The sequence below is a fragment of the Nocardia yamanashiensis genome (assembly GCF_021183565.1).
GTDB classification, from domain to species: domain Bacteria; phylum Actinomycetota; class Actinomycetes; order Mycobacteriales; family Mycobacteriaceae; genus Nocardia; species Nocardia yamanashiensis.
Map to the genome: position 1 here is coordinate 1,696,442 of NZ_CP089226.1, position 26,959 is coordinate 1,723,400.

Here is a 26,959-nt window from a genome sequence, read left to right on the forward strand (position 1 = left end):
GATGGCTCAGCGGGCTTTCCGCGTGGGTTTTCAATCCGGCGGACCGGACGACGAGTCGAGTGCCCGGATTGTGTTCATCGCGAACGTAACTGTCGTTTCGGCGAGGCAGGAGCTCTATTTTTTAGCGGGAATGGTCCGTTGAGCGTGGAGTTTCGAGACCGACAGGTGCACGTGGGGCAGGACGGCGGAATCAGAAACTGATTCGTGTGCTGTGGCCCGGCGGGGCCGTCGAGGACGATGGAGCGGCGACATGTCGATCGAGCGTTTCGAGAGTTGCGAGTGGGAGTTCACGCGGCGGCGGTATCTGGATCTGATGCGGATCGCCGGGCCGGGTTGTCGGGATTGACGATTCCCCGCCCGCGCTGTGCGCGCGGATGGGGTTTCGTGCGGAGTAGTTCACGATCTTCCCTTCTTCCCGAGGAGTATCTGTGTCCGCAGCCCATGAAAACGATGCTGTCTCAGCGCCTTTGAAATTCGCTTACTGGGTGCCGAATGTCAGCGGCGGTCTGGTCGTCAGCAATATCGAGCAGCGCACCGACTGGAGTTACGACTACAACAAGAAGCTGGCTGTGCTGGCCGAGAACAATGGCTTCGAATACGCGCTGACCCAGGTGCGATACATGGCCAGCTATGGGGCGGCCTATCAGCACGAATCGACCAGTTTCAGTCTGGCGTTGCTGCTGGCCACCGAACGCCTGAAGGTCATCGCCGCGGTTCATCCCGGTCTCTGGCAGCCCGCGGTGCTGGCCAAACTGCTGGCCACCGCCGACCATCTCTCCGGTGGGCGGGCCGCGGTGAACGTGGTGAGCGGCTGGTTCAAGGGGGAGTTCACCGCTCTCGGCGAGCCGTGGCTCGAACACGATGAACGCTACCGGCGTTCGGAGGAATTCATCCGGGTGCTGCGCAAGAGCTGGACCGAGGACGCGGCCGAGTTCGCGGGCGACTTCTACCGCCTGCGCGGCTTCGACCTCAAGCCCAAACCGATTGCGGCCCAAGGGCGTCCGCATCCGGAGATCTTCCAGGGTGGCAATTCCACCGCGGCCCGGGCCATGGCGGGGCGGGTCTCGGACTGGTATTTCAGCAATGGCAAGGACTTCGACGGCATCACCGAGCAGATCACCGAGGTCCGTGCTTCGGCCGCCGAGCACGGCCGCACGGTTCGGTTCGGGCTCAATGGATTCCTCATCGCCCGCGACACCGAGGCCGAGGCGAAGGACACCCTGCGCGAGATCGTCGCCAAGGCCGACCCGGAGGCGGTCGAGGGATTCCGGGGCGCGGTGCAGCAGGCGGGCAGTTCCACCGGCGACAAGCGCGGTATGTGGGCCGATTCCACATTCGAGGATCTGGTCCAGTACAACGACGGATTCCGGTCCAAGCTCATCGGCACCCCCGAGCAGGTCGCGCGGCGGATCATCGAGTACAAGAAGCGCGGGGTGAACCTGCTGCTGCTCGGATTCCTGCACTACCACGAGGAAGTCGAGTATTTCGGCAAACATGTGCTGCCGATCGTGCGCGAGCTGGAGGCCGAATCGGCGGTAGGCGCGGGCACTCCCGAACCGGTGGGGGTGGCGCGATGACCACCGTCGAGCACAAGACCACCACCGACGCCGAACTGGACGCGATCTTCGGGCCGATCTTCGAGCGGATCGCCGCGGGCGCGGTCGAGCGCGAGACCGATCGGCGGCTGCCGTTCGAGGAAGTCGGCTGGTTGCGCGCGGCGAAGTTCGGGGCGCTGCGGGTGCCGGTCGAACTCGGCGGCTACGGGGTCACGGTGCGGCAACTGTTCCGGCAGCTGATCGCCCTGGCCGCCGCGGAATCGAATCTGCCGCAAGCGTTGCGGGTGCATTGGTCGTTCGTCGAGGACCAACTGCTGGCCGAAGACGGGCCGGAGCGGGAGCGCTGGTTGCGCGCGGTGGCGGAGGGCACGCTGGTCGGCAATGCGATCACCGAGCCGGGCGTCGGCGCGGTCGACCGCTACCGCACGCGCCTGACCCGCGACGGCGAGCACTGGCGGCTCGACGGGACGAAGTACTACAGCACCGGGTCGCTGTACGCGGATTACATTCTGGCGGCGGCGGATCGCGAGGGTGAGCGGGTCGGTGTGCTGGTGGACGCCAACGCCGAGGGGGTGCGCCAGCACGACGATTGGGACGGATTCGGGCAGCGGCTCACCGCCAGCGGCACCACCGAATTCACCGCGGTGCTCGTCACCGACGAGCGCATCCTCGGCCCCGGATACGGGACGCCGGGGCCCACCTACGCGACGGCCTACCTGCAACTGGTGCAGCTGGCGGTGCTGGCCGGGATCGCCCGGCGCGCCGAACACGACGCCCGTGACTGGGTGGCGGCGCGCACCCGCGGCTACACCCACTCCGCCGCGGACCTGCCGCGTCAGGATCCGTTGGTACAGCAGGTGATCGGACGGCTGTCGGCCGCCGCCTTCGCCGCCGAGGCCACGGTGTTTGCCGTCGCCGACGTGCTCGACGCGGTGCTGGCCGACGGGGCGCGCGACGAAAAGCAGCTGGTGGCAGCCGAACTCGCCGCCGCGCAAGCCCAACTCGCGGTCATCGACCTGGTACTGCCCGCGACCACGCTGCTGTTCGAAATCGGTGGCGCATCGGCGGTTTCGGAGCGGCTGCGGCTCGATCGGCACTGGCGCAACGCACGCACCATCTCGGTGCACAATCCGGCCATCCAGAAGGCGCGCGCCCTCGGCGATCACCTGCTCAACGACGCCGACCTGCCATTCGCGTGGAGTGCCGGTGAGCGCGTACCGGCGGCGGGAGCCGGGCAATGACCCGCCGCATCCGCTTCAACGCGTTCGACATGAACTGCGTGGCCCACCAGTCGCCGGGCCTGTGGCGGCATCCGGCAGATCAGTCGCATCGATACAAGGAACTCGGCTACTGGACCGAGCTGGCGAAACTGCTGGAGCGCGGGCGCTTCGACGGCATCTTCATCGCCGACGTGCTGGGCACCTACGACGTGTACGGCGGCAACGACATCGCCGCCCTGCGTCAGGGAGCGCAGATCCCGGTGGCCGATCCGCTGCTGCTGGTCTCCGCCATGGCCGCGGTCACCGAGCACCTCGGCTTCGGGATCACCACCGGCACCGGGTTCGAGCACCCGTATCCCTTCGCGCGCCGGCTGTCCACCCTCGACCATCTCACCGGCGGGCGGCTGGGCTGGAATGTGGTCACCGGGTATCTGCCTTCGGCCGCACGGAATTTCGGCGCCGACGACCAGCTCGACCACGACGATCGCTACGACCAGGCCGACGAGTACCTCGAGGTGCTCTACAAGCTGTGGGAGGGCTCGTGGGAGGACGACGCGGTGGTGCGCGACACCGCGCGCGGCGTCTACGTGGACCCGGCGAAGGTGCACCACATCGGGCATCGCGGCAAGCACTACACGGTGCCGGGCATCCATCTGTCCGAACCGTCGCCGCAGCGGACGCCGGTGATCTACCAGGCCGGGGCCTCGGCACGCGGGGTTCGCTTCGCCGCCGAGAACGCCGAGGCCATCTTCGTGGCCGGACCGTCCAAACGGGTGCTGGCGCACACGGTTTCCCGGATCCGGGACGCTCTGGAAGCCGCGGGCCGTGACCGCTACGCCGCCCGGATCTACGCCCTGGCCACCATTGTCACCGATGCCACCGACGACGCCGCGCACGACAAACACCGGGAGTACCTGTCCTACGCCAGTGTCGAGGGCGGGCTGGTGTTCATGTCCGGCTGGATGGGCATCGACCTGTCACGCTACGACCTGGACGACCCGATCGGCGAAGTGGAGAGCAATGCCATCCAGTCCGCGGTGGCCGCCTTCCAGGAGTTCGACGACGACGGCCGGGAATGGACCGTCCGCGATATCGGCCGCTGGGCGGGGATCGGCGGAATGGGGCCGGTCTTCGTCGGTTCCGGGGACACCGTCGCCGACCAGCTCCAGGACTGGGTGGCCGACACCGATCTCGACGGGTTCAACCTGGCCTACGCCATCACGCCGGGAAGTTTCGAAGACATTGTGCGCCATGTCGTTCCGGTGTTGACCGCCCGCGGCGCATATGCCACCGAGTACGTGCCCGGCACCCTGCGCAATGCCTTGTTCGGTGCGGGCGACCGGCTACCGCCGGAGCATCGGGGCGCACGCTATCGCCTCGGGGGCGCGGGCTCGACCGCCCTGCCCGACGCGGTGGCCCGGCCGGGAGCCGCCGCAACCGAAACAGCCGACCACGAGTCGCTCTCCTCAGCTTCCGATCTCGAAAGGGTGATCCCCGCATGACTTCTCAGCTCGATTCCACCCGTACCGCCGCCGTCATCGGCGCCGGGCAGACCGGCGTCACCGCGGCCCTGGGGCTGCTCGACGCCGGGTTCGACGTCACCCTCTACAGCGACCGCGACCAGCGTGCGCTGCGCGACGACGTCCCGGCCACCGGCACCGCGCTCGAATTCGGTGAAACCCAGCAGGCCGAAGCCGCACTCGGGCTCGACGCCTACACCGCCCGCGCACCACGGCACACCGGTCTGAGCGTGCGCATCGCCGGACCCGAGCGGGCGGAACTCATCGCCTTCGACGGACATTTCGACGGGTATGTGGGTGTCGCTGTCGATACGCGGCTCAAGGCCGACGAACGGCTGACCGCGTTCATCCAACGGGGCGGGCGTTTCGTCGTCGAACAAGTGACGCCTGAGCAGCTGGACCGTATCGCCGCCGATGTCGACCTCACACTGGTCGCCACCGGACGCGGCGGGCTGTCGGAGTTGTTCGCGATCGACGAGTCCCGTAGCCCCTACGCGGCGCCGCAACGTTCGTTACTCACCGTCACCGTCACCGGGCTCGGTTACGACGAGAGCGTGTTCGCGCACCGCAGCCGGGCGGGCGGGTCGCACAGTCTGTTCTCCATCCTCGCCGATCAGGGCGAAGCCTGGTGGGGACCGTACCTGCACAAGGACGTGGGCCCCAGCTGGGCATTCCTGGGCTGGGCCAGGCCCGGCAGTGACTGGGAGAAGCGTTTCGCCGCAGCCGATTCCGCGGACTCCGCGCTGCGGATCGTGCAGCAGCTCTACCGCGACTACCTCGACTGGGACCTGCCCGAGGTGCTGGCCGCACAGACCATCGCCGCGGATCCGCACTCCTGGCTGAAAGGCGCTGTCCGCCCGGTGGTGCGCGCGGGTGCCGGGCGCACCGCGGGCGGTCACGTGGTGGCCTCGCTCGGCGACACCTCCGCCGCGTACGACCCGATCGCGGGGCAGGGCGCGCAGAGCGGGCTGATCCAGGCTCAGCGCCTGGTCGCGGCAGCCGCCGTGCACGACGGGCCCTTCGACGAGGAGTGGATCACCGGTCAATACCGGGCGTTCCTGGCCGCGCGCGGTGACGCGGCGAACCGGGTGACGCGGTTGTTCCTCGGCGATCCCGAGTTCGCCGAGATCGGCGGCCAGCTGTTCGCCGCCGCCGCGGTCGAGCCGCGCTTCGCCGCCGCGCTCGTCGGCCTGCTGCATCGCCCGCAACCGTTCCTCGGCGTCGATTCCCTCGCTGCGGCAGGGCGATTCATCACCGAGGTCACCGGCCAGGACGCGGCCGAGCTGCTGGCTCGTTTCGAACCCGCCGGGCGCTTCGCTCGTTCCGCTTACGCCGGTGGCCTCGCCACCGCGTAACCGACTCGCCGATACAGGAGACGCCGTGACCACGACCGAGAATGCCCGAGGCACCCGATGACCGAGATCACCGACCGGCCGGTGACCGCACACGTGATCGCCGACGCCGACGAGGCATTGGCGGTCGCGGCACGGCTCGCCGCCCACTTCGCCACCGATGCCGCCGGCCGCGACGCACGCCGCGAGCTGCCACGCGCCGAGCTGGACGCGCTGTCCGCCAGCGGGCTGCTGGGCATCACCGTGCCGCGCGCCTACGGCGGCGCGGACGTGCTGACTTCGGTTGTGGTGGAAGTGTTCCGGCTGCTGGCGGCAGCCGACCCGAACATCGCCCAGATTCCGCACAGCCACTTCGTTTACGTGAACGCGTTGCGGCAGAACGGCGCCGCGGAATTGCAGCGCTATCTGTTCTCGGAAGTGCTGGCGGGCAAGCGATTCGGGAACGCGCAATCCGAGGTGGGCACCAAACACGTGCAGGACTACCGCACCCGCCTGCGGGCGCACCCCGACGTCGGCCACGTTCTCGACGGTGTCAAACACTATTCGACCGGTGCGCTGTTCGCGCATTGGATTCCGGTGCTGGCCAAGAACGATGACGACCGGATCGTGGTGGCTTATGTCCCCGCCGACGCCGACGGCCTCACCGTCGTCGACGACTGGGACGGCATGGGGCAGCGAACCACCGCCAGTGGATCGGTGCGCCTCGAGGGGGTGCGGGTTCCGTCGAATCACGTGGTCCCGCACCATCTCACCTTCACCGGACCGCAGCTCTACGGCGCTCGGGCGCAGATCCTGCACACCGCGATCGATGCGGGTATCGCGCGCGGCGCACTGTCGGAGGCCGTCGAGTTCGTTCGCACCCGCAGCCGGCCGTGGTTCGAAGCCGGTGTCGAACAGGCCGCCGATGATCCGCTCACCATCCAGCGTTTCGGTGAATTGGAGGTCACGGTGCGCGCGGCCGAGGCACTGCTGTCGGTGGCGGCCGACACCATCGACCGGGCCGCCGGCGATCTCGACGACGACAGCGCCGCCGCCGCGTCCATCGCCGTCGCCACCGCGAAAGCCGCCGCCGACCGCGCCGCTCTGGACGTGACCAACGCGCTGTTCGAGGTCTCCGGGACCCGTTCGGCGCTGGATTCACTGAACCTGCACCGGCATTGGCGCAATGCCCGCACCCACACCCTGCACGACCCGGTGCGCTGGAAACTCCAGCACATCGGCCGCTATCTGCTCTCCGGCACGCCGCCCCCGCGGCACGGCGTCCTCTGAGGGGCCTGGACAAGGGTCTCGCCTCGGCGCTCGATGGGTCCTACCGAGGCGCGACCCTCGTATCGGCTCGGACGGTTCCACCTGCTGGGCCGACATCACCGCCGTACCCATGACAACCGTTCTCACACCAGCGTGATTGACCCCGATCTTGGCGGGTATGTCGGAGACGCATGCGGCTTCCCTTTTCGGAGGCCCGAGAGTGAGACAAGGAGCGAGCCGATGCTCGGACTGGGAATTCTGGGTTGGATCATTATCGGTGGCCTGGCGGGATGGATCGCCAGCAAGATCATGAAAACTGATGCCCAGCAGGGGATTCTGCTCAACATCGTCGTCGGCATCGTAGGCGGTCTGCTGGGCGGTTTCCTGCTGAAGCTGCTGGGCGTGGACGTCGAAGGCGGCGGCTTGTGGTTCAGCTTCTTCACCTGCCTGGGCGGTGCGGTAATTCTGCTGTTCCTGGTCAACCTGGTCACCGGCCGCCGAAACGCATTGCGCTGAGATCCCCATGAGTTCGGATCCACGCGCCGAAAGACCCGCCCGTTCAGCCAGAAAACAAACACACATCGCCCGGACCGAATCAAACGATTCCGAGGACGCCGAGGTGCGCTGGCCGGAACCCAGCCGCCTCGAAGCGTGGTGGGACGAGGTCATGTACCCGACCCGACCTCCCGCCTCAGCGTGAATCCGCCTGACCCACCCGGCCATCCGCATAACTGCGACATTGCCGGGTAGGCGGGGACTACCCGCAACCAGGGTCAGGAGGTGATGGTGATGTCACCGATGTGCTGGTCACCCCAACGCAGTCGCGTTGGGGTGACCAGCTTTTCGCGAGCCGCGTTGTTCGCTACGGGTTTTGCGGCTGATGATGGCGCCTACGAGGGCGGCGAGGGGTGTCATGAGGACGGCGTAGACGGCGGCGGGTATGGCGATTCGGGGGGTTTCGAGGACGCTGAGGGCGAGGGTGATGGCTATGGCGCTGTTGTGGACGCCGATTTCCATTGATGAGGCGATGGCTTGTTGGGCGGGGATGCCGAATGCGCGGGGGACGAGGTAGCCGGTGGTGAGGCTGATCAGGCAGAAGAGGGCGGTGATGGCGCCTACGTCGAGGACGTATCCGCCGATGGCGGAGCGGTCGTTGAGCATGGCCGCGAGGACGAGGGTGGCCAGGATGGCGATGGAGGCGATGCGGACGGGGCGGTCCATGGTGGCGGCGAATCCGGGGGCGCGGTGGCGGACCGCCATGCCGATCACGACGGGGACGAGGACGATCACCACGACCTGAACGGTTTTGCCGAATTGCAGGCCGAGTTCGCCGGTCTGGTCGTGGGCGAAGCGGTTGATCGCGAGGTTGGTGACCAGGGGGACGGTGACCACGCACAGGATCGAATTGATCGCGGTCAGGGTGACATTGAGGGCTACGTCGCCGCGGAAGAGGTGGCTGAAGAGGTTGGCGGTGGCGCCGCCGGGGGAGGCGGCCAGCAGCATCATGCCGACCGCGAGCAAGGGGGAGAGGTCGAACAGTTCGACCAGGGCGAAGGCGACCAGGGGGAGCACGATGACCTGGCAGGTCAGGGCGATCGCGACCGCTTTCGGGGCGCGGGTGACGCGGGTGAAGTCGGCGGTGGTGAGCGAGAGGCCGAGCCCGAACATGATCACGGCGAGGGCCGGGGGCAGGGCCGTGGTGAGGAAGGAAGAGTTCATAGACCATCGAGTATGGAGAAGTGGCGGGAGACGGGCAGTGCCTTTCGATCCGAGCGAACGGCAGTTGACCCGGCTCGAGGATCAGATGGTCTGTAACCGCTGAACGTAGGCCACCGCGTCGCCCACTGTTTTCAGGGCGGCGAAGGTTTGGTCCGGGATCTCGAGGTGATACCTGCCCTCGAGCTGCACCGCGATCTCGACCAGCGACAGCGAGTCGATGTCGAGGTCCGCGCCGAACGACTTCTCGGGCGTCACGTCGGCGGCGTCGACGCCGGTGACTTCCTCGATGACCGTGGCGATCCCGGTGATGATCGATTCCTCGGTGGTGGTCATGGCATCCCCCTTCTCTACCTCGGTATCGCCAAAGGCTCTGAACTCGTTGCAGCCAAGTTCTTCCGCATTGCTGCCGAGGAGCTAGGGGGATTCGGGTGAACTCTTCTTGAGCTTTCGCCAGCCACCCGCACGGTTGTTCGCGATGTTGTGCCGGAACATGGCCAGAAGCGCTGGGGCGTTGAGCTGCTGCCCCTCCCAGACCGCGACGGTGCGCGCCGTGGTGTTGTCGTGACCACCGGTGATGATGTGCTCGGGATCGGGGACGATAGCGCCGTCGTAGAGGAAAACGTTGACGTGATCCTTGGTCGCCAGCAGCGCGCAGATATTGCCCTGGAGGACGAAGTACGGCCGCACGGTCCGTTTGATCGTCTCCTCGACCTCCGGGTCGGCGGCGTGCACGAGATCGCGAACTTCCCGGCAGATCGCCTGCTGCCATTCGGGCAGGGCATCGATATAGGCGTCCACCCGCGGATCGACTCGATAGACCATGATCGAGACGCTAGATGAATTCCGCACCGAACACCCGTCTATACCGCTATGCAGCATATGAACATCTGGGCCGTCGTCACGGCCGTGATCGCGGGATTCGTCGTGGCCAACGTCTATTACATGGTCACCGCCAAGCCCCTCGCCGCCGCGGGCAGCAATGTCGATACCGAGGGCCGGCCACCGGCGTGGAAGGTCGGCATCGAATTGCTACGCCTGGTGGTGCTGACGGTGGTCGTCGCGAAGCTGACGGTGGCGACGGGAACCGACGGCTGGTGGGCCGGGGTGAAACTGGCGTTGGGCCTGTGGATCGGATTCCCGGCAATCCTGTTGTCGGGCTCGATGATCTGGGAGAACGTGCCCTGGCGCGTCGCACTCATCCACGCCGGTGACTGGCTGCTCAAACTCCTGTTGATCACCGTCGTGGTGGCTTCCTGGAGATAGCCCGGTAGAACTGCTCGCGGTGGCGCCTATAACCCTGTGTCCGGACAGACGGCGCCGGGGATTCGGGGAGGACGACTGTCATGACCACCGACAGAAGCAGTGAGACCCATGGCTGCCGCCCGCAGTGAGCCGCGGCCACGCGGGGCGATGCTGCGGGTCGTCCCAGCTCCGGACGCGGCACCCGCGCGTTCGGCGATGCTGGAAACCGTGCGGGGACAAGAAGTTACGGCGGAATCGAGGCATCGGCTGGAGGCCGATGCCGAATTGATCGCCGCGCTGCAGGCGGTGCAGTTCGCCGGGCCGGTGTGGGAGACCTTCGCCTGCGAGCTGGCGAGGTATGCGCTCGGCGTGCTCACCGCGTGGATGAGTACCGGCCACATTTTCGCGGTCGTGCGCAGCAAACGGATCCCGTGCACGCCCGGCCAGGGGGAGCTCGAACGATTCATATCCGACACCGACTTCCGCGACGAGGTCGCCGATGCCGCGGTGAGCGAAGCCTTGCGGAGCTTCCGGGCGAAGTGCCTGGCTGGGGACGGGTGGAGTCGTGAGGGCGGTGCGAGCGTGGCGTCCTTCTTCATCGGAGGCTGCGTGATCGCGTTCGTCAACGAACTCAATCGGCACCGGAGGGCACAGAATCGTGAAGCCAAGGCCGTCGCCGCGGTAATGCGCCACGAGGCAGGGCTGCCCACCGAAGACCGATGGGCGCCACACGATCCGAGCCGGCAGGTCATAGACCAGGACGTACTGCGCGAGTACATGTACCGGCTGTCGCCGAGGGATCGAAACATAGTGTGGGGCAAAGCATCCGGCCTCACCAGCAAACAGATCGCACAGGTTTACGGCGAACGATCCACCCGCGGAGTCGATCGCCGGTGGTCGGCCCTGATGGCCCAACACGACTGGATCCGACGCCTGGGGGACAGGGAGTCGCAATGAACAACTACGACAAACACAACGACCAGGTACCGGGCGCCGGCGACATCGCGCGGATACGGGAACTGATCGGCAAGTCCTCCCTCGGGGACGCTGTCGCGCAAGCGATGCGCGCGCAGATACCCGCTGAACGCGGGCAGAACCTCGTGTCGGAGGCAGCCGGGCTCGACCCCGCGCCGACCCTGGTCGAGTTCCCCGATAACACTGCGGGAGAGCAGGTCTCGTCACCACGGGAGCCCCTCGATAGACCCCGCCGCTCACCTCGCCTCGACCGGCGCCACCGAAATCTCGTCCTCGCGACCGCCGCGGCTGTCGTCCTCGTACTCACCCTCGGCGTCGGGATCCTCACCGGGGTCAACATGCGCCAACAACCTGTCGCCGCCGATCTCGCCACGGTGGTGATCTCCGAGGGCCGGGAATTGCACGACCAGGTCGACACGGCCACCGGCGCACGGAAAGACGGCATCTACCGCCGGATCGTCGAAGCGAGCTGCGCGAGCGTCGTCCCCGCGGCGAAATGCCTGACCTACGAACAGTTGGACGCGGCGGGCACCAACACCGATCCCGTTGCTTTGGGCGTACCGGACTGGGCATTGGGCTGGGTCCGCTCGGCGCCCGACCGCACCCGGCAGCTCGAAGGACTCATCGGCGCGGGTTCCTGGACCTTCGACCCCACCGAAAGCCCGGACCAGATCCTCAACCAGTTGGTCACCGAAAGCACCGCGAGCTACGAAAGCGCCGGAATCCTGGGCAACACGACCGGCCTCACCCCCTACGACACCCTGATCGCCGCGTCCGTGCTCGAGCGTGAGGCGCTATCGCAGGACATGCCCAAGGTCGCGCGGGTGATCCTGAACCGGCTCCGGGCCAACCGCCCCCTGGAATTCGACTCCACCGTCATCTACGGGCGCCGCAACACCGAAACCGCCACCACCGACGCCGACCGCGCCCGCAAGACACCCTGGAACACCTACGCCATGACGGGCCTCCCGGCGACCCCGATCTCCGCACCGTCACCGGAGGCATTGCGTGCCATGGTGAATCCGGCAACCGGCCCGTGGCTGTACTTCGTGACCATCGACAAGCAGGGCACCACCTTGTTCACCGACGACTACGACCAGCACCTGCGCAATATCGAAAAAGCCCGGCAAAGCGGTATTTCACCCGGGAACTGATCGGGGGAAGCTGGCTCGGGCATCAGCGCGCCGCGGGACGTTTGCCGCCGATCATGCCGGGTACACGAGCCAGATGTAGTACCGATCGGTTGGTATTTCGAGCGTTCGGAAACGACAGGGGTGAGCGATGATTCGGGTCTTCCTCGTCGACGACCACGAGGTGGTCCGGATCGGCCTGCGCACCCTCATCGACGGCGAACCCGGTATGCGCACCGTCGGCGAGGCCGCGACCTGCGCGGAAGCCCGCACGCTGCTTCCGCATCAGCACGCTGACGTGGCGATTCTCGATGTGCGGCTACCGGACTGCAATGGCATCGAATTGTGCCGTGAGCTGCGCGATGTGCTGCCCGGTCTGCGGTTGCTGATCCTCACCTCGCACTCCGATGAGGAGGCGATTCTCGGGGCGGTGCTGGCGGGGGCCGACGCGTACCTGGTCAAGGACATCGGGCGGCGGGAACTGCTCGCGGCCGTGCGGTCGGTGGCGGCGGGCAAATCGCTGCTCGATGCCCATGCCACCGCCGGGCTGATGCGGCGGCTACGGGCCGATACCGGCGCGAGCAGGCCGGGATCGTTGCACGACCTCAGCGATCGCGAATACAAGCTGCTGCGCATGCTCGGCGCGGGCCTGACCAATCGGCAGATCGCCCGGCGGATGTTCCTGTCCGAGCGGACGGTGAAGAACTACGTGTCGCAGCTGCTGCGGAAGCTGGGTCTGGAGCGGCGCGCGCAGGCGGCGGTGGTGGCCGCCCGCCTCGGTCTCGCGTCCGATCTGCCCGATGTCTGTTGAGTCGCACCGCCCGGTGAGCTGGGCTTTTGCCCGGAAGTCACGAATTCTCATGACCTTCGATTCGCTGCCGGACCGGCCCCGGCGTGGGACAAGTGGATGAGGAGACCTGCTCATCCACTCGAAAGGACCATCCCCAGTCATGCAGCGTGGCAACCCCGGCCTGGAGACGATTCGAGCCGCGATCGGACTGGCTCAGCGCGCCCCATCGGTCCACAATTCGCAACCCTGGCGCTGGCGCTTCGACGGCGGGGAACTCGACCTCTACGCCGATCGGTCCCGGCATCTGACCGCGACCGACCCCGAACAGCGGGCGCTCGTCCTCAGCTGCGGCGCGGTCCTGCATCACCTGCGGGTCGCGCTGGCCGCCCTGGGCTGGGCCAGCGACGTCGAGCACCTGCCCGATCCGGCGGACCCGGACCATCTGGCCACGCTCCGGCTGACCCGGAAAAGGCCGCGCGGCACCGACTTCGGCCTGACCACCGCCATGGTGCACCGCCGCAGCGACCGCCGCCGATTCGCCTGCGGCGAGGTGCCGCAGCGATACGTCCGCACCGCCTCGGACTACGCCACCCGCTTCGGCGCAGCGGTGCAGACCGTGCCCGAATCGATGCGCCCCCAGCTCGGCAAACTCATTCGCACCGCCGCCGAACGGCACGCCGACGACGCCCGCTATCAGGTGGAACTCGCCGAATGGAGCGGCCGGCGCGGCACCCCCGACGGCGTCCCCGCGCGCAATGTGACCTCGGTGCGCACCGACGACCAGCTGCCCTGTCGTGCCTTCGCCGACCCCGTCCTGATCGATATCGCCCAATCCCACGACGACGCCGAATGGCTGATCGTCAGCACCGACCAGGACGACCGCCGCGCCCAGCTCCGAGCCGGTGAATCCCTCAGCGCCCTGTTGCTCGCGGCCACCGACCTCGGCCTGGCCACCTGCATCCAGACCGAACCCCTGGGCGTTCCCGATCTGCGCGAGGAAATCCGATTCTCCCTGTGCGAGAGCCGCTTTCCGCAGGCGATGATCCGCGCCGGCTGGGTCCGCTCCAGCGCCGCACCCCTGGCGGAAACACCGCGCCGTGGCACCGACGAGGTCTTCGCGGGCACCTCGTACTGACCCCGGCCCAGGTCAGAACGCCGTGATCGTTCCCGGCGCCCGCTCGGCCCTGGTCAGCGCGCGCAGCACCGCGGTCTGGCCGTGCCGGGTCACGGTGAGGCTCGCCAGCAGATGCAGTACCGGTTCGAAAACCCGCGCGGGGAACGCCGGTGTCGGTATGCCCGCGCTGACCGCCAGGTCGTCGGAATGCACCACGATCTCGAGCATGCGGGTGAGCAGGAAGTCGTCGAGCAGCATCGGCCGATCGAGGATGCCGATCAGCCGATCGGGCGCTTGCGTGAACAGCGCCGTCCGTTGGTGCTCGATCGCCGTCTCGACCCGCCGCACCAGCGAGTCCACGCCGTCGGCCGCCGTGGACTCACCGTTGCGGCGGATCCAGACGCTGATGTCCGCGTCGACACCGGCCTCGAATGCCGGTGAATGCGTGAAGAATTCGGTCACCGAGAGCGACGGCGCGACGGGCGGCTCGGAATCGAGTACCGGCGTCACGTGCAGGACCTGGGCGGCCAGATGCCCGGCGAGGCCGTGGAGACTGAATTCCGGCAAAGCGCTGGGCTGCTGCCAGGCGGCCGCGACCGCCGGATTCGCGAGCAGCGTTCCCGTCGCGGTCGCGGCCGATAGGTATGCGTCTCGTACGGCAGTCAATCGCCTTGCCTTCCAATCGGGTTCGTCCCGAGTCGGGCGGCCGTGGCAGACGAGGACGACGGACCATCCGTACCCTCTGGTCTATCGACGGGTCCGCCCGCGGCGTTTCAGCCCGCCCGGGAACCCGGAAGCGGCGGCGCGGGAGCGAAGTTCACCGGCACCGCGTACGGCGCGCGATGGAAGGCGCTCGGCCGCCATCGAATCTGATCCGGCGGTACCGCCAGGACGATATCGGGCAGGGCGTCGAGCAGTTGATCGAGTGCTTCCTGTGCGATCACCATGGCCACCGATTGGGCCGGGCAGGCGCGCGGTCCCGCACCCCAGGCCAGATGGGAGCGATTGCCGGTGCGGTCGCCGGTCAGTTCGGAGTCGTTGTTGCAGGCGGTGGAACTGATGATCACCGGCTGATCCACCGGCAGCCAGACATCGCCCACGATCTGCGGTTGCCGGGGGAAGCGCACGCACGAGTTGGCCAGCGGCGGATCGCGGAACAGGACCTCTTCGATGGCGTCACGCGTCGAGACCGATCCGCCGAGCAGCATGTCCCGAAAGAACTGGTCGGTCGTCATTCGCAAGAGCGTGTTCGCGATGAGATTCCAGGTGGGCGCGGTGCCGCGGGCATAGAGCACCGCTGCCAGCGCGACGATTTCGGCGTCGTCGAGTTCGACCGGATCGTGCACCAGCGCGGAGATCAGATCGCCGCCCGGAATCGCGCGTTTGGCCGCGACGATCTCGGCGATGGCGGCCCGGAACCGGCGATCGTGCGTATCGGCGGTCGCCGCGTCCGTCGATTCCTCCAGGCCCGTCATCGCCGCGGCCAGGCGCTGACCGGCCCCGGGTGAGAAACCCATGAGGTCGTTGATCACTCGCAGGGTGAGCGGGACGGCGTAGTCGCCGAGCAGGTCGGCCGCACCCGTCTCGCAGAAGTCGTTGATCAACGGCACGGCGATCGCTTCGACGGAGGTGCGCAGCCGGAACAGATCGATGTCGCCGAGCGCGGCGTTGTAGGCCGATCGGTACCGGACATGTTGTCCGGCATCGTGTTTGCCCGCGACGGGCGTCCACTCCATCATCGGCAGCACCGGGCATTGCTCGGGCACCGTGCTCTGCCAGGCGCGCGGATCGGCGGGAAAGTGGTCGGCGTCGTTGAGCACGTGCAGTGCGGTGCGGTAGTCCAGTACCAGACTGGCCGGTACCTCGTCGGCGACTTCCACCGGGGCCAGGGCGCCGTGCTCGCGCTTGAGTTGATCGTAATGGTGATGGGGGTCGGCGGCGAAGGCCGCTGAGTGCAGTCTCATCGGCGGCGCGGACCCGCTGGAATGTTGCTGCGGCGGCCCGGATTCGGCCGTTGACCTGCGGAGGATAGACCTGTCATGTGAGCGAGCTCCCTGGAACGAGTGTGCCGACCGCGCCGCGGTCAGCTGAGCAGCATCGAAGTCGTCCGAGGTAGTCGCATCGCTGTCCAGCTGTCGTGTCGCGGTGTATCTATTTGCCCTGCAAGAAGATCTGCATCGATGATTTCGACGTCGTCACTCGCCGCACGGTTCGGGTGAACCTGTCGCCGTGCGCCGGAAGGATCTGCGAAACATCAAAGCGGGTTGCCCATAACATGTTTCGATCACTTGATCATGCTACTACCTGGTCCGGGCGGGGGCGCTGTTGTCGAAAGGATGTGCGCGCGGCGCCGATATTCGGTATAGAAAGTGCCGATAATCGAAACTTGCTTCGAGTGAAGGACAGTCGTGCAGACCGTGAGCGCAAATCCCGCGACGGAGATCCTCGGCGCCGATGCCACCGCCGCGATCGATCTGGTGCGGGCCAAGGCGCCCGAGACCCGGTTCGGCAGGTTCACCGCGCGCCGGGTTCCGGACAGCGCCAAGTACATTCAGGTGAATCGCACCGATGCCTTGGGCGTCATCCTGACCGGCGGCTGGACCTTCCTGGTCGACCTCGCCAAACAGACCGTGGTGCGGGCCGCGGTGGACCCGGACAATTTCGACAGCAAGTCCGCCCTGCGCCTGGGCACTCGCTGCTGACCTCGCCCCGGCGGCGCTCATGCGGTGGCGGCGGTGGTGGCCGCATCGTATTCGCCGGCGTAGAGCCGCGCCGCGACATCGGCGAGCAGCTCCAGCGACTCCGCGGACAGCCCGCTCGCGGTAGTCAGCAGGCGGCGCAGCCGGGGTTGCGACATCTGCCCCGCCAGGCATCGATCGTGCTGCGCGGCAGCGTGTTCCGGCATGCGCGCCGGCACGTAGAAGTACTCCACATCGACGCGGAAGTAATGCGCCAACGCCGCGACCAGCCCGTTCGACGGCCTGGTCCGCACGCCATTGCGCAACTGCGAGAGATATCCGGCCGATAGCCGATGCCCTTGCGCGCGTAAGGCCGCCACCACTTCCAAATGGGTCATCGGCGCCGAATCCGCATTGTTCAGCAACCAATCCAGCCGCGCCGCGAACTGCGCGACGGCATGCTGCGACGCGGGTAGGTAGCCCCTTCGAACTGCGTGGACTGCACTGGTCATGTCGATAGTTCTCCGCTTCGGTCCGGGTGGAACACGACGGTCGGGAAGTCTCGGGCACGGTACCGGGGCCAACGCCCCACCGGTACAGCGACATTCCCGCAATCCCGAATTAGCGGCAACTTCGGCACGACAGGTCACCACCGTGGCACGGAATTGTCGTAGCGACACGCCGGAGCCCGGTCGATCTCGCAGTACCGACCGGGCTCCGTACGGTGATCAGCCTGTCCGCCGGGAATCAGCTGCGCTGGGATTCCTGTCGGCGCGCCTCCCATGCTGCCGGGATATCGTCGGCGAGCACCGGTGCGCCCAGCACGGCATCGTCGAATTCGAACGCGGCCAAGATCGCGGGCAACTGCTCGGCCAGGGCGTCGATGGCGTCGCGGAACTGCTGCTGGATGGCGCGGGCGCCGTCGATGTCCAGCAGCCCGCGGGTGAGATACCACGCCGCATGCTCGTTGAGATATTGCAATGCGAACACATCACGCACGGCGGCTATCTCGGGTTGATCTTCGTACTGGTGCAGCAGGTGCAGCGCTTCCTCGGCACAGTAGGCCTCGGCCAGATTGAGCGCTTCCGGAATGACCGCGAGCCGGTCGGCGAGCGCCTGGGTGGCCAGGAACTGCTGGGCTTCGGCGACGATCGTCAAGGTGCGAGCGCCCAGCAGTCCCAGCCGGCCGACGGGGTCGCCGGGATCGTGCAGCCCCGCTTCGGGGACCGGTTTGCCGGCCAGGTCCTTGGCCAGTACGCGTCCGGCGACGGAACCCAGGACGTGGCAATCGCCTTCGCCGGTGATGGCGGCATGGCAGACGCCGAGATAGTCGGCGACCCGATTGGCGCTGAACATGCCCTGGGCGGCCATTTTCAGCCGACTGTCGGTGACCGTCTGCAGGGCGTGCGGCTGAATGAAGTGCTTGGCCAGCATGACCCGGACGACGGTGTCGCGCGCGGTGAGATCACTGCCCGCGAGGAAGGTCTTGATCGAGTTGCCGTAGATGGTGCGGGCCACGGTGCCGGCCAGATCGGTGAGCAGGGTGTCGCGCACGTGTGGGATGTCGAGCATGAACGGGGTGTCGAAGGGGGTCAGCGGCACCACGCGTTTGGCGGCATAGCGCAGCGCGATGTAGAGCGAGGCGCGGGCGGCGGCATTGAGGCAGGACGAGAGCGCCAGCCGGCCCACGGTGAGCTGGCTGATGGCCGAGGCGAATCCGCGCTTGCGGCTGCTCTCGTCGCGCCAGGTCAGCACGCCGTGCTCGTCGATGGTGGCCAGGTCGTTGCTCAGCCAGGCGTCGCGTTCGACGCGCAGTTTGTCGAAGCTGATGACCGAGTTGTCCATGATGACCAGCGGCTGATGATCGAGCTGGGTGATGGAGACGCCCGGAGCCGGTTGGCCGTCGGCGCCGCGCAGCCGTGCGGTGAACAGGTGCACGCCGTGATCGGTTCCGGTGGGGTCGATATAGCGCGCGCCCACGACGCACACCCGGGACACCGGAATCCCGACGCTGGGCATGAATTTGCGGGCGCGCGGGTTGGGGGTGCTGATGACGAAGCCATCGCCGTCCCAGGTGGCAGTGGTCTGCATGAAGCCGATATTGGAGCCGCAGCCGTACTCGGTGAGCAGCATGACGCCGATGGCGGAGGCGTCGTCGAGATCCTCCAGATATGGTGCCGCCGAATCGGAATCGGTGAGAGTGGCCAGGCTGCCCGAGGCCAGGTTGTAGTGCCCGGAGATCAGCGGGATGAGATCGGTCGCCAGCACCGCCGACCAGTCGAACACGGCGAACAGGGACGGCAGATCGGTCGCGATGGCCTGCGTGCTGCCGATTTCCTTGACCAGGTAACGCAATTGGTCGTAGGCGTTCTCCCGGCGCAGCGCCTGACTCTGCTGCTCGGTGACGAAATAGTCCGGGTTGCTGAGGACCTGTTGCAGCTTCCGGTGGAAGTCCGAGGGGCCGTGCCGAAGGATTTCGGCCAGCGAGTTCTGCCGGGTGTGCCCATGGGTGTCCATAACCGCTCCTACTCATTCACAGATCCCGGCGGCAAGACACCCACCGGGCATGGAAGGCGATCGCGGCGCGGTCTCGCCCACCGGCATCGGTGTTGCGGGGCGTTTACGCGGGCAGCACGGGGTGCGGGGAGACGGGGGCGGCGGAATCACCTGTCACTGGCTCGACGCACCCCTGTCCATCGGCGGCAGGCCGGCCGCGGCACGGGCGGGCGAGTGCGCGCGGTGCGCGGGGGAGTCCGTGCGGTGGGGGCCTGGCGGGCGGGGTGTGGCAAACGGCGGGCGTGCGGCGGGTGCCGGGCGCCGGACTGTTCTCGTGGTCGGGGCAACGGGCGGCAACGTCATTGCCGCACAGTTGCTTTCGACCGACAAGTTCACAATTGCAGTGTGACACACATTGTGTGGCCACTCATAGTGAACATTCACAAAACGGTCAGCGGCGCAGGCAGCCGCCGCGATCGCGAGATCGGCTGCCCGCGTGGCACTACCGCCGCCGCGCCGGTGTGCGCCGGGTTGCTGCAGCTAGACGACGGCGAAGGGACGCACGGGCGGGAACTTCACCGGCAAGGTGGTCAGCGCGCGGTGGAAAGGCCCGGGCCGCCAGACCAGTTCATCGGGAGCGACCGCGAGCCGGAGGTCGGGCAGCAGATCCAACAGCTGGTCGATGACATCGTGCACGAGCAGAATGCCGTAGGGCCGCGCCTGGGCCGGGCAGGCGTGCGCGCCACTGCTGAAGGCCAGGTTCCAGCCGTTGTCCGCGAATGCGCCGGTATTGAGCGCGGGGTCGGTATTGCAGGCGGCCATGCTGATGATGACGGGCTGGTGCGCGGGCAGCCACACGTTGCCGAGCAGGACCGGCTGGCGCGGATAGGTGATGCAGTAGTTGGCCATCGGCGGATCGGTGGCCAGCCGCTCGTCGATGGCATTGCGGGTGGTCAGCGGAACCCCGCCCGCGGGGGTGGTGAAGCGGTCGTCGGTCATCATCAGCAGCAGGGTGTTGGCGATGAGGTTCAGCGGCGGTTCGACGCCGGCGGCGAACAACAGCACCAGCTGATGCACCATCTCCTCGTCGGACAGTCCGGCCGAATGCCGGACCAGCCGGGTGGCCACGTCATCGGCCGGGTGTGCCCGCTTCAACGCGGTGAGATCCAGCAGCGCCTCGCCCATCTGGGCGTTCACGGTGGCGGTGTCGACGCCGTCGAACATGGCGGCGCTGGCCGCCGCCACCCGCTGCCCGATATCGGGCGGACAGCCCAGGATCTGGCAGAAGACCGAGAAGACCAGCGGCAGCGCGTATTGGCTCAGGATGTCGGCTTCCCCGGCCTCGCAGAACGAATTGACCAGCGGGATGGCGGAATTGCTCACCATGGTCTCGACCGTGTACTGGTTGATCCCCTCCAGCGCATCGTTGATGGCCCGGCGGTAGCGGATGTGCGCGGCGCCGCTGGTGCGAATGGCATTGGGGCGGGCCTCGACCATCGGCAGGATCGGGCAGTCGGCGGGCACGCTCTTCTGCCAGGTGCTCGGATCGGCCGGAAAGTGGTCGGAGTCGCCGAGAATGCGCACCGCGGTCGCGTAGTCGATCACCAGCGTGGCGGGCACGCCCGGCCACATGTCGACGGGCACCAGCGACCCGTATTGCCTGCGCATCCGCGCATAGGCGCCGTGCGGATCGGCCGCGAACTCCGGGCTGTAGATCGGGACCCGGGGCCCGGCGCCTTCGATCGTGGACTGCGAATTGAACATGGCACCCTGATGTACGCGCTGCGGATACACGCAAGACTCCTTGAATTCGGTTGCGGCAGAATAGTACCCAGACCGCGATACATACCGATTGGTCCGATTTGCCGGGGTCCGCTCCAGGAAGGTGGGGCGCCCGAACCGAACTGAAATCGATCCACTTCGCACCCTGTGAACGTTAGTGTTCGCGAACCCCCGGCGATGATCATTTCCGCCCGGAAATGCGGGGTTCGCGAACAGGAGTTCCGGATGAGTGCAAGCAGTCCTGCGCAACGCCGAATCAGCTGGGCCGCAGCGGGTTCGGTGGCGGCATCGGCAATGGCAGTCTCGGGCTTCAGGCGGCCGGTTCCGCTTGGCCAACAATAGGTCGGCGAGGCGTTACGCTCATCGCCATGTCGGCGCGCAGCAACTCGATGAGCCCGCTGATGTCGAGTGCTTCGAACGCCTCGATGTACTTGGCGAGCAGTAGTCTCTGCTCGTCGTCGAGGGACCGTGCAGCGTCGTGGCCCCTGTAGTCGATGCGGGACAGTTTGATCCGAGACCGCTGCAACGAGCTGGTCACCGTGGCGATCGTGGTGTCCAGTATCTCCGCGGTCTCCGCAGCTGACCATGCGAGCACATCACGCATGATCACCACCGCTCGTTGTCGCGGTGCCAGGGTCTGCAGTGCGGCGATGAATGCCAGTCGCACCGATTCCCGTTCGATCATGAGGTCGGCCGGATCTCCGGAGCGCACCCGCTGAATGGACCCGCCCCGCGCCGCGTACGCGCGTACGGCCGGGTTCGATTCGGTCACCCATTCGGACAGATCCATCGGCCGTGCGCGGCGTTGCGTGGCTTCGGCCATGTCCAGGCAGACATTGGTCGCGATCCGGTAGAGCCAGGTGCGCAGCTGTGCGCGGCCTTCGAACGTCTCGTACCTCGACCAGGCTCGTAACAACGTCTCCTGGACCGCGTCCTCGGCTTCGAACGCGGAGCCGAGCAGGCGGTAGCAGTGCGCGGTGAGTTCGCGGCGGAACGGTTCGAGCTGCCCGCCGAGGTCCCGGACCGGTGCGAGATCGCAGTCGAGTGTCACGGCTTGCCCGCTGGATGAGGGACATCGCCGCGATGGCCGGCCTCGCTCACGCCGCCCAGCGACAGGTAGGTCAGGACCACCATCTTGCGCACGGCATCCCCTTCGGATCGACTATCGATCAGCCTGCCCAGCCCGGCGACGGCGAACAACGCGCAATCCTGGAACGCACGTTTAGCCGGGCTCAACGCCGGGATCGTGGGTAAGACGTGCGGGCGAACGCCTGCACATTCCGACCGGCAGGGTCGGCCAGGCGATCGCATGTACCTCGCCGTCACTCACGACTGACGTCTCATCCGAATCGGGGGATACGCGCGGTCGCGCGCGGTGGTCTGCTGACCGGTGAAGTCGAGTACTCGCCGACGATCAGGAGGTGGCCGCGGGATGACGACCTATCCGTCGATGCCGGTTCGGGCCTGGCGGGCCGGGCCGTGGAATCCGAATCCGTTGATGGACGGCCTCGATCGGATGGTGGCTTGGGCCGTGCTGGTTCTCGGGGTGGTGATGCTGGCGGCGGTTCCGGTGGGGGCGGCGGTGGGGACCAGTGCGTACAGCGATGCCGCCCTTCGGTTCCGGGCGCAGTACGCCACGAAGACCGCTGTTCCGGCGACCGTCCTCGCCGATCCGGAGCTCGGTGCGGTCGGCGACGATATCGGCCGTCAGGTGTCGTCCACGGCTACGGCATCGGTGCGATGGGTTCGGGACGGGGCCGCTTACACGGGGGAGGCCGACGTTCCGGCCGAAGCGCGTCGCGGGGAAGAAGTCACCATCTGGCTCGATCAGGCGGGACAACCGACCCAGGACCCCGCAGCAGCTCCGTCGCCCGTCAGCACCGGCATAATGGTCGGTCTGGTTGTGCTGCTGGGGATCTGGGGTCTCGCTCTGCTTTCGCTCTCCGGGCTCATGGGGATCCGTGAGCGGCACCGCGCCATTCGGTGGGAACGGGAATGGCGGCAGGGGTTGTGAGCGCCCGTCCGCTCAGGATTGCGAGAGCGCCTTGTCCAAGGCCTGCAATCCCGCCTGGAAGATATCGCGGCCGAACGTGTTCACCAGGCGGGCTTCGGCATCGGCGTCGGCGTCGAACCGGGTCTCCCAGTGCGCGAAGGTGGTGCCGTCAGCGGTGACGGGGGTGAAACTCAAGGTCGCGTGATACGACCGCACCCCGAATGGGTCCTCCTCGAATACGTAACTGAAGCTGCGCCGGTCGTCATCGATGGCGGTCAACCGCTCGACGATGAGATCTCCGCCCGCCGTCATGATCCGCCGAACCGCTCCGACCTCGGATTTCCCTGTGTCGGAGACGATTTCGCAGGAAGCGATCGCCGGATGCCAGCTCAGATCCCCGAAGTCCCGCAGCCGAGCCCAGACCTCCTCGGCGGGGGCGTTGATAACGGCGGATGCGAATGCGAAAGCCATGAGCCACTCCTGTCCACAGCGGATGCGATCGGGCCCGGCGGCCCGATCGTTCCCGCTCACGGTAGCTACGCTCACCGGGTTCACACAGCACTTCGGGGTTGGTTCACGCGATGGATTCGGCTACCGCGGTGACGATCTGGTCGGGGCTGGGGAAGCCCTGGCGGGACTTCGCGGCCACGACCGCGCCGTCGACGGTGACCCGGTAGACGCCGCCCGATCCCGGGGTGAGCACCGGTTCGATGCCGAGCCGGCTGTCGAGGGCTTCGGCGGCGGCGCGGGCGTGCTTCAGATAGCCGCAGGGCTTGCAGTAGGTGATGACGACTTCGGACATGATGGCGCTCCTAGTGGATGTGGTTGGTGGTCAGGCGTTTTCGTCGCCGGACAGGGTCCAGGGGCGGGTGGTAGCGCCCAGCCGGGTCCAGGTGTTGATGATCGCGATGTGCCAGACGAGTTCGGCCAGTTCCTGATCGGCGAACTCCTCCGCGGCCGCCTGCCAGATGTCCTGGCTCACTTCGCTGTCGGCGAGGCGGGTCATGGCTTCGGCGAGAGCGAACGCGGCGCGTTCACGTGGGGTGAAGAAGGGAGCTTCACGCCAGACGGCGACCAGGTTCACCCGGCGCCAGGTGTCGCCGCCGGCGATCGCGTCGCGGGAGTGCATGTCGACGCAGTAGACGCAGCCGTTGATCTGGGCCACGCGGAGTTTCACGAGCTCGCGGAGCGGCTTCTCCAGAGAGGTGCGTCCCGCGGCTCGCTCGAGGCCGTTCATGGCCTTGGCGATTTCGGGGGCGAGTTCGTCGACCGCGAGGCGGGTGGTGGGCTGGACGTAAGCGGTGGTCTTCGTTGTCATGCTTCAACGGTATGGCGATAATGGATCAATTGGAGGAGCCAATCGGATGTCGAAATTATGGTCCACTTCGGATGTCGATCTGCATCTGGTCGTCACGCCCGACACCGGGCGGCGGGTGGGTTTGGAGTACGCGCTGCGGGAGGCGATTCGTGCCGGCCGCCTGGCTGCCGGATCCCGGTTGCCGTCCACCCGGACCCTCGCCGCGGAACTGGGGTTGTCGCGCGGGACGGTCACGGCGGCGTATGACCAGTTGATCGCCGAGGGGCATCTGACCGCGCGGCAGGGCTCCGGAACCCGGGTCGCCGCATCGGTGACGACCCGTGCCGCCCCGTCCATGAGTGGAGTGCCGAAACCCGTTGCGGCACCGCGCTACAACCTGCGGGCGGGCAGTCCCGACGTGAGCCGGTTTCCCACCAGCGCCTGGCTCAGAGCGGCCCGCAAGGCAATCGGCGAAGCACCGGCCGACGCGTTCGGCTACGGCGATCCCCGCGGCCGTATCGAACTCCGCACCGCACTGGCCGACTACCTGGGCCGGACCCGCGGCGTCCTCGCCGACCCCGACCGCATCATCATCACCAGCGGCGTGCAACAGGGCTTGGCCCTACTCGCCAAGGTGCTCAACGCATCCGGCACCTCGACCATCGCCATGGAAGACCCGTACATCCCGTCCTTCCGCGACACCGTGCACGCCGCCGGTCCCGCCGTCACCTCGCTCCCCGTCGACGACGACGGCGCCCGCGTAGACCTGCTCACCACCGGCGAATTCCACGGCATCGGCGCCGCCATCGTGACCCCGAGCCACCAATTCCCCATCGGCTCGACCCTGAACCCGGCCCGCCGCCAATGCCTCGCCGACTGGGCCCGCGCCGGCCACCTCGTCATCGAAGACGACTACGACGGCGAATTCCGCTACGACCGCCAACCAGTCGGCGCCATCCAAGGCATAGCCCCAGACCACGTCGTCTACCTCGGCACCGCCTCCAAAACCCTCGGCCCCGGCCTCCGCCTCGCCTGGATGGTCCTCCCACCCCACCTCGTAGCTCCCGTAGCCGAAGCCAAACAGCTAACCGACAACCACTCCGAAACCCTGGGCCAGCTAACCCTCGCCGAACTGATCACCTCCCACGCCTACGACCGCCACATCCGCTCCTCCCGCCTCCGCTACCGCCGCCGCCGAGACCTCCTCGCCTCCCGCCTCAAACCCCGAGCCGGCCGGCCCCTCACCGGCTACGCCCTCTCCGGCATCGCCGCCGGCCTCCACGCCCTCATCCGCCTCGAACCCGCAGGCCTGACCGAACACGAAGTCCTGACCCGCGCAGCCGATTACGGCCTGGCCCTCGACGGCCTGTCCGGCATGTGGCTTTCGGAGAACTCGGAAACCGCACCCCAAGGAATCGTCGTAGGCTTCGGCGCACCGTCCGAAAGCGCCTACCCGGCAGCCCTGGACGCCCTGGTACGCACGCTGTCCTGACCCGAATTCGATAGGACGGTGGCGGCGGGCCGGAGCTGTGGTTTCCCGGGGAGATGTGGGATGCGTTCCTCGCCGGTGGGATCTGGGGAGCGGGTGACGGATCAGTGTGATTTCGAGGGTGGTCCGGGGTGGGGGTGGACGGTAGGAAGGGTGGATGAGTGGGGAGACCGGTGGGTGGTATCGGCGGTTCGGTGAGGTCGAGGCGCGGGGGAGCTCGGGGCTTTATGAGTTGTGGGCGTTGGGGATTGCGGACGATCCGGGGGTGTTGGGGTTGATCGGGCGGCTGCCTTGGGAGAAGCGGCAGCCGAATTTGGTGTTGAGTGCGGCGCGGTTTCTGGGGGTGGGGGACGTGTCGTATGGGGAGTTTCGGGAGTGGGTGGTGCGAAATTGGGATGCGGTGGTGGGGGTGGTGATGAGTAAGAGGACGCAGACCAATGAGGTGGGGCGGGCTGCGGTTTTGTTGCCGGTGCTGGCCGGGTTGGCGGGGCCGTTGGCGTTGATCGAGGTGGGGGCTTCGGCGGGGTTGTGTTTGTATCCGGATCGGTTCAGTTATCGGTATGAGAGGCGGGGTGGGGTTGATCCCGAAGGGGGAGCTTCGGAGGTTCGGTTGCGGTGTGGGATCAGTGGGGAGCCGCCTATTCCGGAGCGGTTGCCGGAGGTGGTTTGGCGGGCGGGGGTGGATTTGAATCCGTTGGATGTCAATGACTTCGAGCAGATGCGGTGGCTGGAGGCTCTGGTGTGGCCCGGGCAGCCGGAGCGGGTGCGGCGGTTGCGGGGTGCGATTGCCATTGCGCGGACGGATCCGGCGCATTTGGTGACGGGGGATTTGAACGAGACTGTGGCGGAACTGGTTTCGATGGCTCCGGACGGGGCGACCGTGGTGGTCATGCACAGTGCTGTGCTGGCGTATTCGAGTGCCGAGGAGCGGGTTCGGTTCGAGCGGACGGTCCGGGGGTTGGGGTGTCATTGGGTGTCGAATGAGGGGTGCGGGGTTATCGGCTCGGTGGCGGAGCGGCTTCCGGTGCCGGTGGCGGAGACGCCGGGGCGGTTCGTCGTTGCGTTGGATGGGGTGCCGTTGGCGTATGCCGGTGCGCACGGGCAGTGGCTGGATTGGTTCGCGCGCGGTTCTGGTCGGTGCGGATAATCGGAGCGTGCTCTATCCGCATTCTCCTGGGCAGCTCGATTGGTCGGACTTGGCGGCGTTGGTGCGCCGGTATCGGGATCCGGGAGTGGCATTGCCGGTGGGGGATTGCGGACGGATTCATGTGGGGGACAAGAGGACTGCGATTCGTGTCGAGCGGCGGAAGTACTTGGCCGGCCGGGTTTGCGCGCGAGCGGAGTGCGTGACTCGCGGG

General features: G+C 67.2%; 28 protein-coding genes. 15 read left to right on the plus strand and 13 right to left on the minus strand.

Annotation, left to right across the window (positions count from 1 at the left end):
- The first annotated feature begins 485 nt into the window (after positions 1–485).
- From sfnG to LTV02_RS08180, 6 genes are all read left to right on the plus strand, one after another.
- Entirely contained in the window at positions 486–1,577 is a 1,092-nt protein-coding gene (sfnG, locus tag LTV02_RS08155) for a dimethylsulfone monooxygenase SfnG (RefSeq protein WP_233039400.1), read from the plus strand.
- Positions 1,574–2,797 carry an acyl-CoA dehydrogenase family protein gene (locus tag LTV02_RS08160; RefSeq protein ID WP_233039401.1) on the plus strand — a complete coding sequence of 408 codons (1,224 nt, stop codon included), beginning with the start codon at positions 1,574–1,576 and terminating at the stop codon, positions 2,795–2,797. Before sfnG ends, LTV02_RS08160 begins: the two co-directional genes overlap by 4 nt.
- On the plus strand, positions 2,794–4,278 hold the full coding sequence (locus tag LTV02_RS08165; RefSeq protein ID WP_233039402.1) for an LLM class flavin-dependent oxidoreductase: 1,485 nt from the start codon (positions 2,794–2,796) through the stop codon (positions 4,276–4,278). The genes LTV02_RS08160 and LTV02_RS08165 overlap by 4 nt, the downstream gene beginning before the upstream one ends.
- Entirely contained in the window at positions 4,275–5,651 is a 1,377-nt protein-coding gene (locus tag LTV02_RS08170; RefSeq protein WP_233039403.1) for a styrene monooxygenase/indole monooxygenase family protein, read from the plus strand. The genes LTV02_RS08165 and LTV02_RS08170 overlap by 4 nt, the downstream gene beginning before the upstream one ends.
- 57 nt (positions 5,652–5,708) lie before the next feature.
- Positions 5,709–6,917 (plus strand): SfnB family sulfur acquisition oxidoreductase, encoded by a 1,209-nt coding sequence (locus LTV02_RS08175; RefSeq protein WP_233039404.1) that lies wholly within the window; start codon positions 5,709–5,711, stop codon positions 6,915–6,917.
- Between the two features lie 219 nt (positions 6,918–7,136).
- On the plus strand, positions 7,137–7,412 hold the full coding sequence (locus LTV02_RS08180) for a GlsB/YeaQ/YmgE family stress response membrane protein (RefSeq protein ID WP_067712655.1): 276 nt from the start codon (positions 7,137–7,139) through the stop codon (positions 7,410–7,412).
- Positions 7,413–7,703: 291 nt separating this feature from the next.
- Here LTV02_RS08180 and LTV02_RS08185 read toward each other — a convergent pair whose 3' ends face one another.
- The 3 genes from LTV02_RS08185 to LTV02_RS08195 form a co-directional block, all read right to left on the minus strand.
- Positions 7,704–8,615: a bile acid:sodium symporter family protein gene (locus tag LTV02_RS08185; RefSeq protein WP_233039405.1), complete on the minus strand. Its 912-nt coding sequence runs from the start codon at positions 8,613–8,615 to the stop codon at positions 7,704–7,706.
- Between the two features lie 81 nt (positions 8,616–8,696).
- Entirely contained in the window at positions 8,697–8,948 is a 252-nt protein-coding gene (locus LTV02_RS08190) for an acyl carrier protein (protein ID WP_233039406.1), read from the minus strand.
- A gap of 81 nt (positions 8,949–9,029) precedes the next feature.
- Positions 9,030–9,437, minus strand: coding sequence for a DUF1801 domain-containing protein (locus LTV02_RS08195; RefSeq protein ID WP_233039407.1), 408 nt, complete (start codon positions 9,435–9,437; stop codon positions 9,030–9,032).
- Between the two features lie 48 nt (positions 9,438–9,485).
- Here LTV02_RS08195 and LTV02_RS08200 point away from each other — a divergent pair, with 48 nt between their 5' ends.
- The 5 genes from LTV02_RS08200 (at position 9,486) to LTV02_RS08220 (ending at position 13,887) form a co-directional block, all read left to right on the plus strand.
- Complete coding sequence (locus tag LTV02_RS08200) at positions 9,486–9,878, plus strand: DUF1761 domain-containing protein (protein ID WP_233039408.1); 393 nt, start codon at positions 9,486–9,488, stop codon at positions 9,876–9,878.
- 195 nt (positions 9,879–10,073) lie between these two features.
- Positions 10,074–10,814 (plus strand): hypothetical protein, encoded by a 741-nt coding sequence (locus tag LTV02_RS08205; protein WP_233039409.1) that lies wholly within the window; start codon positions 10,074–10,076, stop codon positions 10,812–10,814.
- Entirely contained in the window at positions 10,811–11,986 is a 1,176-nt protein-coding gene (locus tag LTV02_RS08210) for an endolytic transglycosylase MltG (RefSeq protein WP_332909565.1), read from the plus strand. Before LTV02_RS08205 ends, LTV02_RS08210 begins: the two co-directional genes overlap by 4 nt.
- 127 nt (positions 11,987–12,113) lie before the next feature.
- On the plus strand, positions 12,114–12,773 hold the full coding sequence (locus LTV02_RS08215) for a response regulator (protein ID WP_233039410.1): 660 nt from the start codon (positions 12,114–12,116) through the stop codon (positions 12,771–12,773).
- 139 nt (positions 12,774–12,912) lie between these two features.
- Complete coding sequence (locus LTV02_RS08220; RefSeq protein ID WP_233039411.1) at positions 12,913–13,887, plus strand: Acg family FMN-binding oxidoreductase; 975 nt, start codon at positions 12,913–12,915, stop codon at positions 13,885–13,887.
- Between the two features lie 12 nt (positions 13,888–13,899).
- Here LTV02_RS08220 and LTV02_RS08225 read toward each other — a convergent pair whose 3' ends face one another.
- Positions 13,900–14,532 carry a maleylpyruvate isomerase N-terminal domain-containing protein gene (locus tag LTV02_RS08225; RefSeq protein WP_233039412.1) on the minus strand — a complete coding sequence of 211 codons (633 nt, stop codon included), beginning with the start codon at positions 14,530–14,532 and terminating at the stop codon, positions 13,900–13,902.
- 107 nt (positions 14,533–14,639) lie between these two features.
- Positions 14,640–15,830, minus strand: coding sequence for a cytochrome P450 (locus tag LTV02_RS08230; protein WP_233039413.1), 1,191 nt, complete (start codon positions 15,828–15,830; stop codon positions 14,640–14,642).
- A gap of 453 nt (positions 15,831–16,283) precedes the next feature.
- Between LTV02_RS08230 and LTV02_RS08235 the strand changes: the two genes are divergently transcribed.
- Positions 16,284–16,568 (plus strand): hypothetical protein, encoded by a 285-nt coding sequence (locus LTV02_RS08235; RefSeq protein ID WP_233039414.1) that lies wholly within the window; start codon positions 16,284–16,286, stop codon positions 16,566–16,568.
- A 17-nt stretch (positions 16,569–16,585) separates the two neighbouring features.
- Here the strand turns inward: LTV02_RS08235 and LTV02_RS39205 are convergent, their stop codons facing one another.
- The 5 genes from LTV02_RS39205 to LTV02_RS08260 all read right to left on the minus strand — a co-directional run bounded on the left by LTV02_RS39205 (position 16,586) and on the right by LTV02_RS08260 (position 22,022).
- Complete coding sequence (locus LTV02_RS39205) at positions 16,586–17,056, minus strand: transcriptional regulator (RefSeq protein ID WP_269821613.1); 471 nt, start codon at positions 17,054–17,056, stop codon at positions 16,586–16,588.
- A 235-nt stretch (positions 17,057–17,291) separates the two neighbouring features.
- On the minus strand, positions 17,292–19,061 hold the full coding sequence (locus LTV02_RS08245) for an acyl-CoA dehydrogenase family protein (protein ID WP_233039415.1): 1,770 nt from the start codon (positions 19,059–19,061) through the stop codon (positions 17,292–17,294).
- Between the two features lie 519 nt (positions 19,062–19,580).
- The gene (locus LTV02_RS08250) at positions 19,581–20,834 is read right to left on the minus strand and encodes a cytochrome P450 (protein WP_233039416.1); all 1,254 of its coding nucleotides are present in this window, start codon (positions 20,832–20,834) and stop codon (positions 19,581–19,583) included.
- A 298-nt stretch (positions 20,835–21,132) separates the two neighbouring features.
- The gene (locus LTV02_RS08255) at positions 21,133–21,873 is read right to left on the minus strand and encodes an RNA polymerase subunit sigma-70 (protein ID WP_233039417.1); all 741 of its coding nucleotides are present in this window, start codon (positions 21,871–21,873) and stop codon (positions 21,133–21,135) included.
- Positions 21,870–22,022, minus strand: coding sequence for a hypothetical protein (locus tag LTV02_RS08260; protein WP_233039418.1), 153 nt, complete (start codon positions 22,020–22,022; stop codon positions 21,870–21,872). Before LTV02_RS08260 ends, LTV02_RS08255 begins: the two co-directional genes overlap by 4 nt.
- Before the next feature lie 232 nt (positions 22,023–22,254).
- Here LTV02_RS08260 and LTV02_RS08265 point away from each other — a divergent pair, with 232 nt between their 5' ends.
- Entirely contained in the window at positions 22,255–22,836 is a 582-nt protein-coding gene (locus LTV02_RS08265; RefSeq protein ID WP_233039419.1) for an Rv1733c family protein, read from the plus strand.
- A gap of 12 nt (positions 22,837–22,848) precedes the next feature.
- Here LTV02_RS08265 and LTV02_RS08270 read toward each other — a convergent pair whose 3' ends face one another.
- From LTV02_RS08270 to LTV02_RS08280, 3 genes are all read right to left on the minus strand, one after another.
- The gene (locus LTV02_RS08270) at positions 22,849–23,286 is read right to left on the minus strand and encodes an SRPBCC family protein (RefSeq protein WP_233039420.1); all 438 of its coding nucleotides are present in this window, start codon (positions 23,284–23,286) and stop codon (positions 22,849–22,851) included.
- A gap of 103 nt (positions 23,287–23,389) precedes the next feature.
- A complete protein-coding gene (locus LTV02_RS08275) occupies positions 23,390–23,617 on the minus strand; it encodes a SelT/SelW/SelH family protein (protein WP_067712616.1) in 228 nt (75 codons plus the stop codon).
- A 30-nt stretch (positions 23,618–23,647) separates the two neighbouring features.
- Positions 23,648–24,133 (minus strand): carboxymuconolactone decarboxylase family protein, encoded by a 486-nt coding sequence (locus tag LTV02_RS08280; RefSeq protein WP_084534978.1) that lies wholly within the window; start codon positions 24,131–24,133, stop codon positions 23,648–23,650.
- A gap of 46 nt (positions 24,134–24,179) precedes the next feature.
- Between LTV02_RS08280 and pdxR the strand changes: the two genes are divergently transcribed.
- Positions 24,180–25,604: a MocR-like pyridoxine biosynthesis transcription factor PdxR gene (gene pdxR / locus LTV02_RS08285; protein ID WP_233039421.1), complete on the plus strand. Its 1,425-nt coding sequence runs from the start codon at positions 24,180–24,182 to the stop codon at positions 25,602–25,604.
- Between the two features lie 154 nt (positions 25,605–25,758).
- Entirely contained in the window at positions 25,759–26,748 is a 990-nt protein-coding gene (locus tag LTV02_RS08290) for a DUF2332 domain-containing protein (RefSeq protein ID WP_233039422.1), read from the plus strand.
- Positions 26,749–26,959 lie beyond the last annotated feature (211 nt).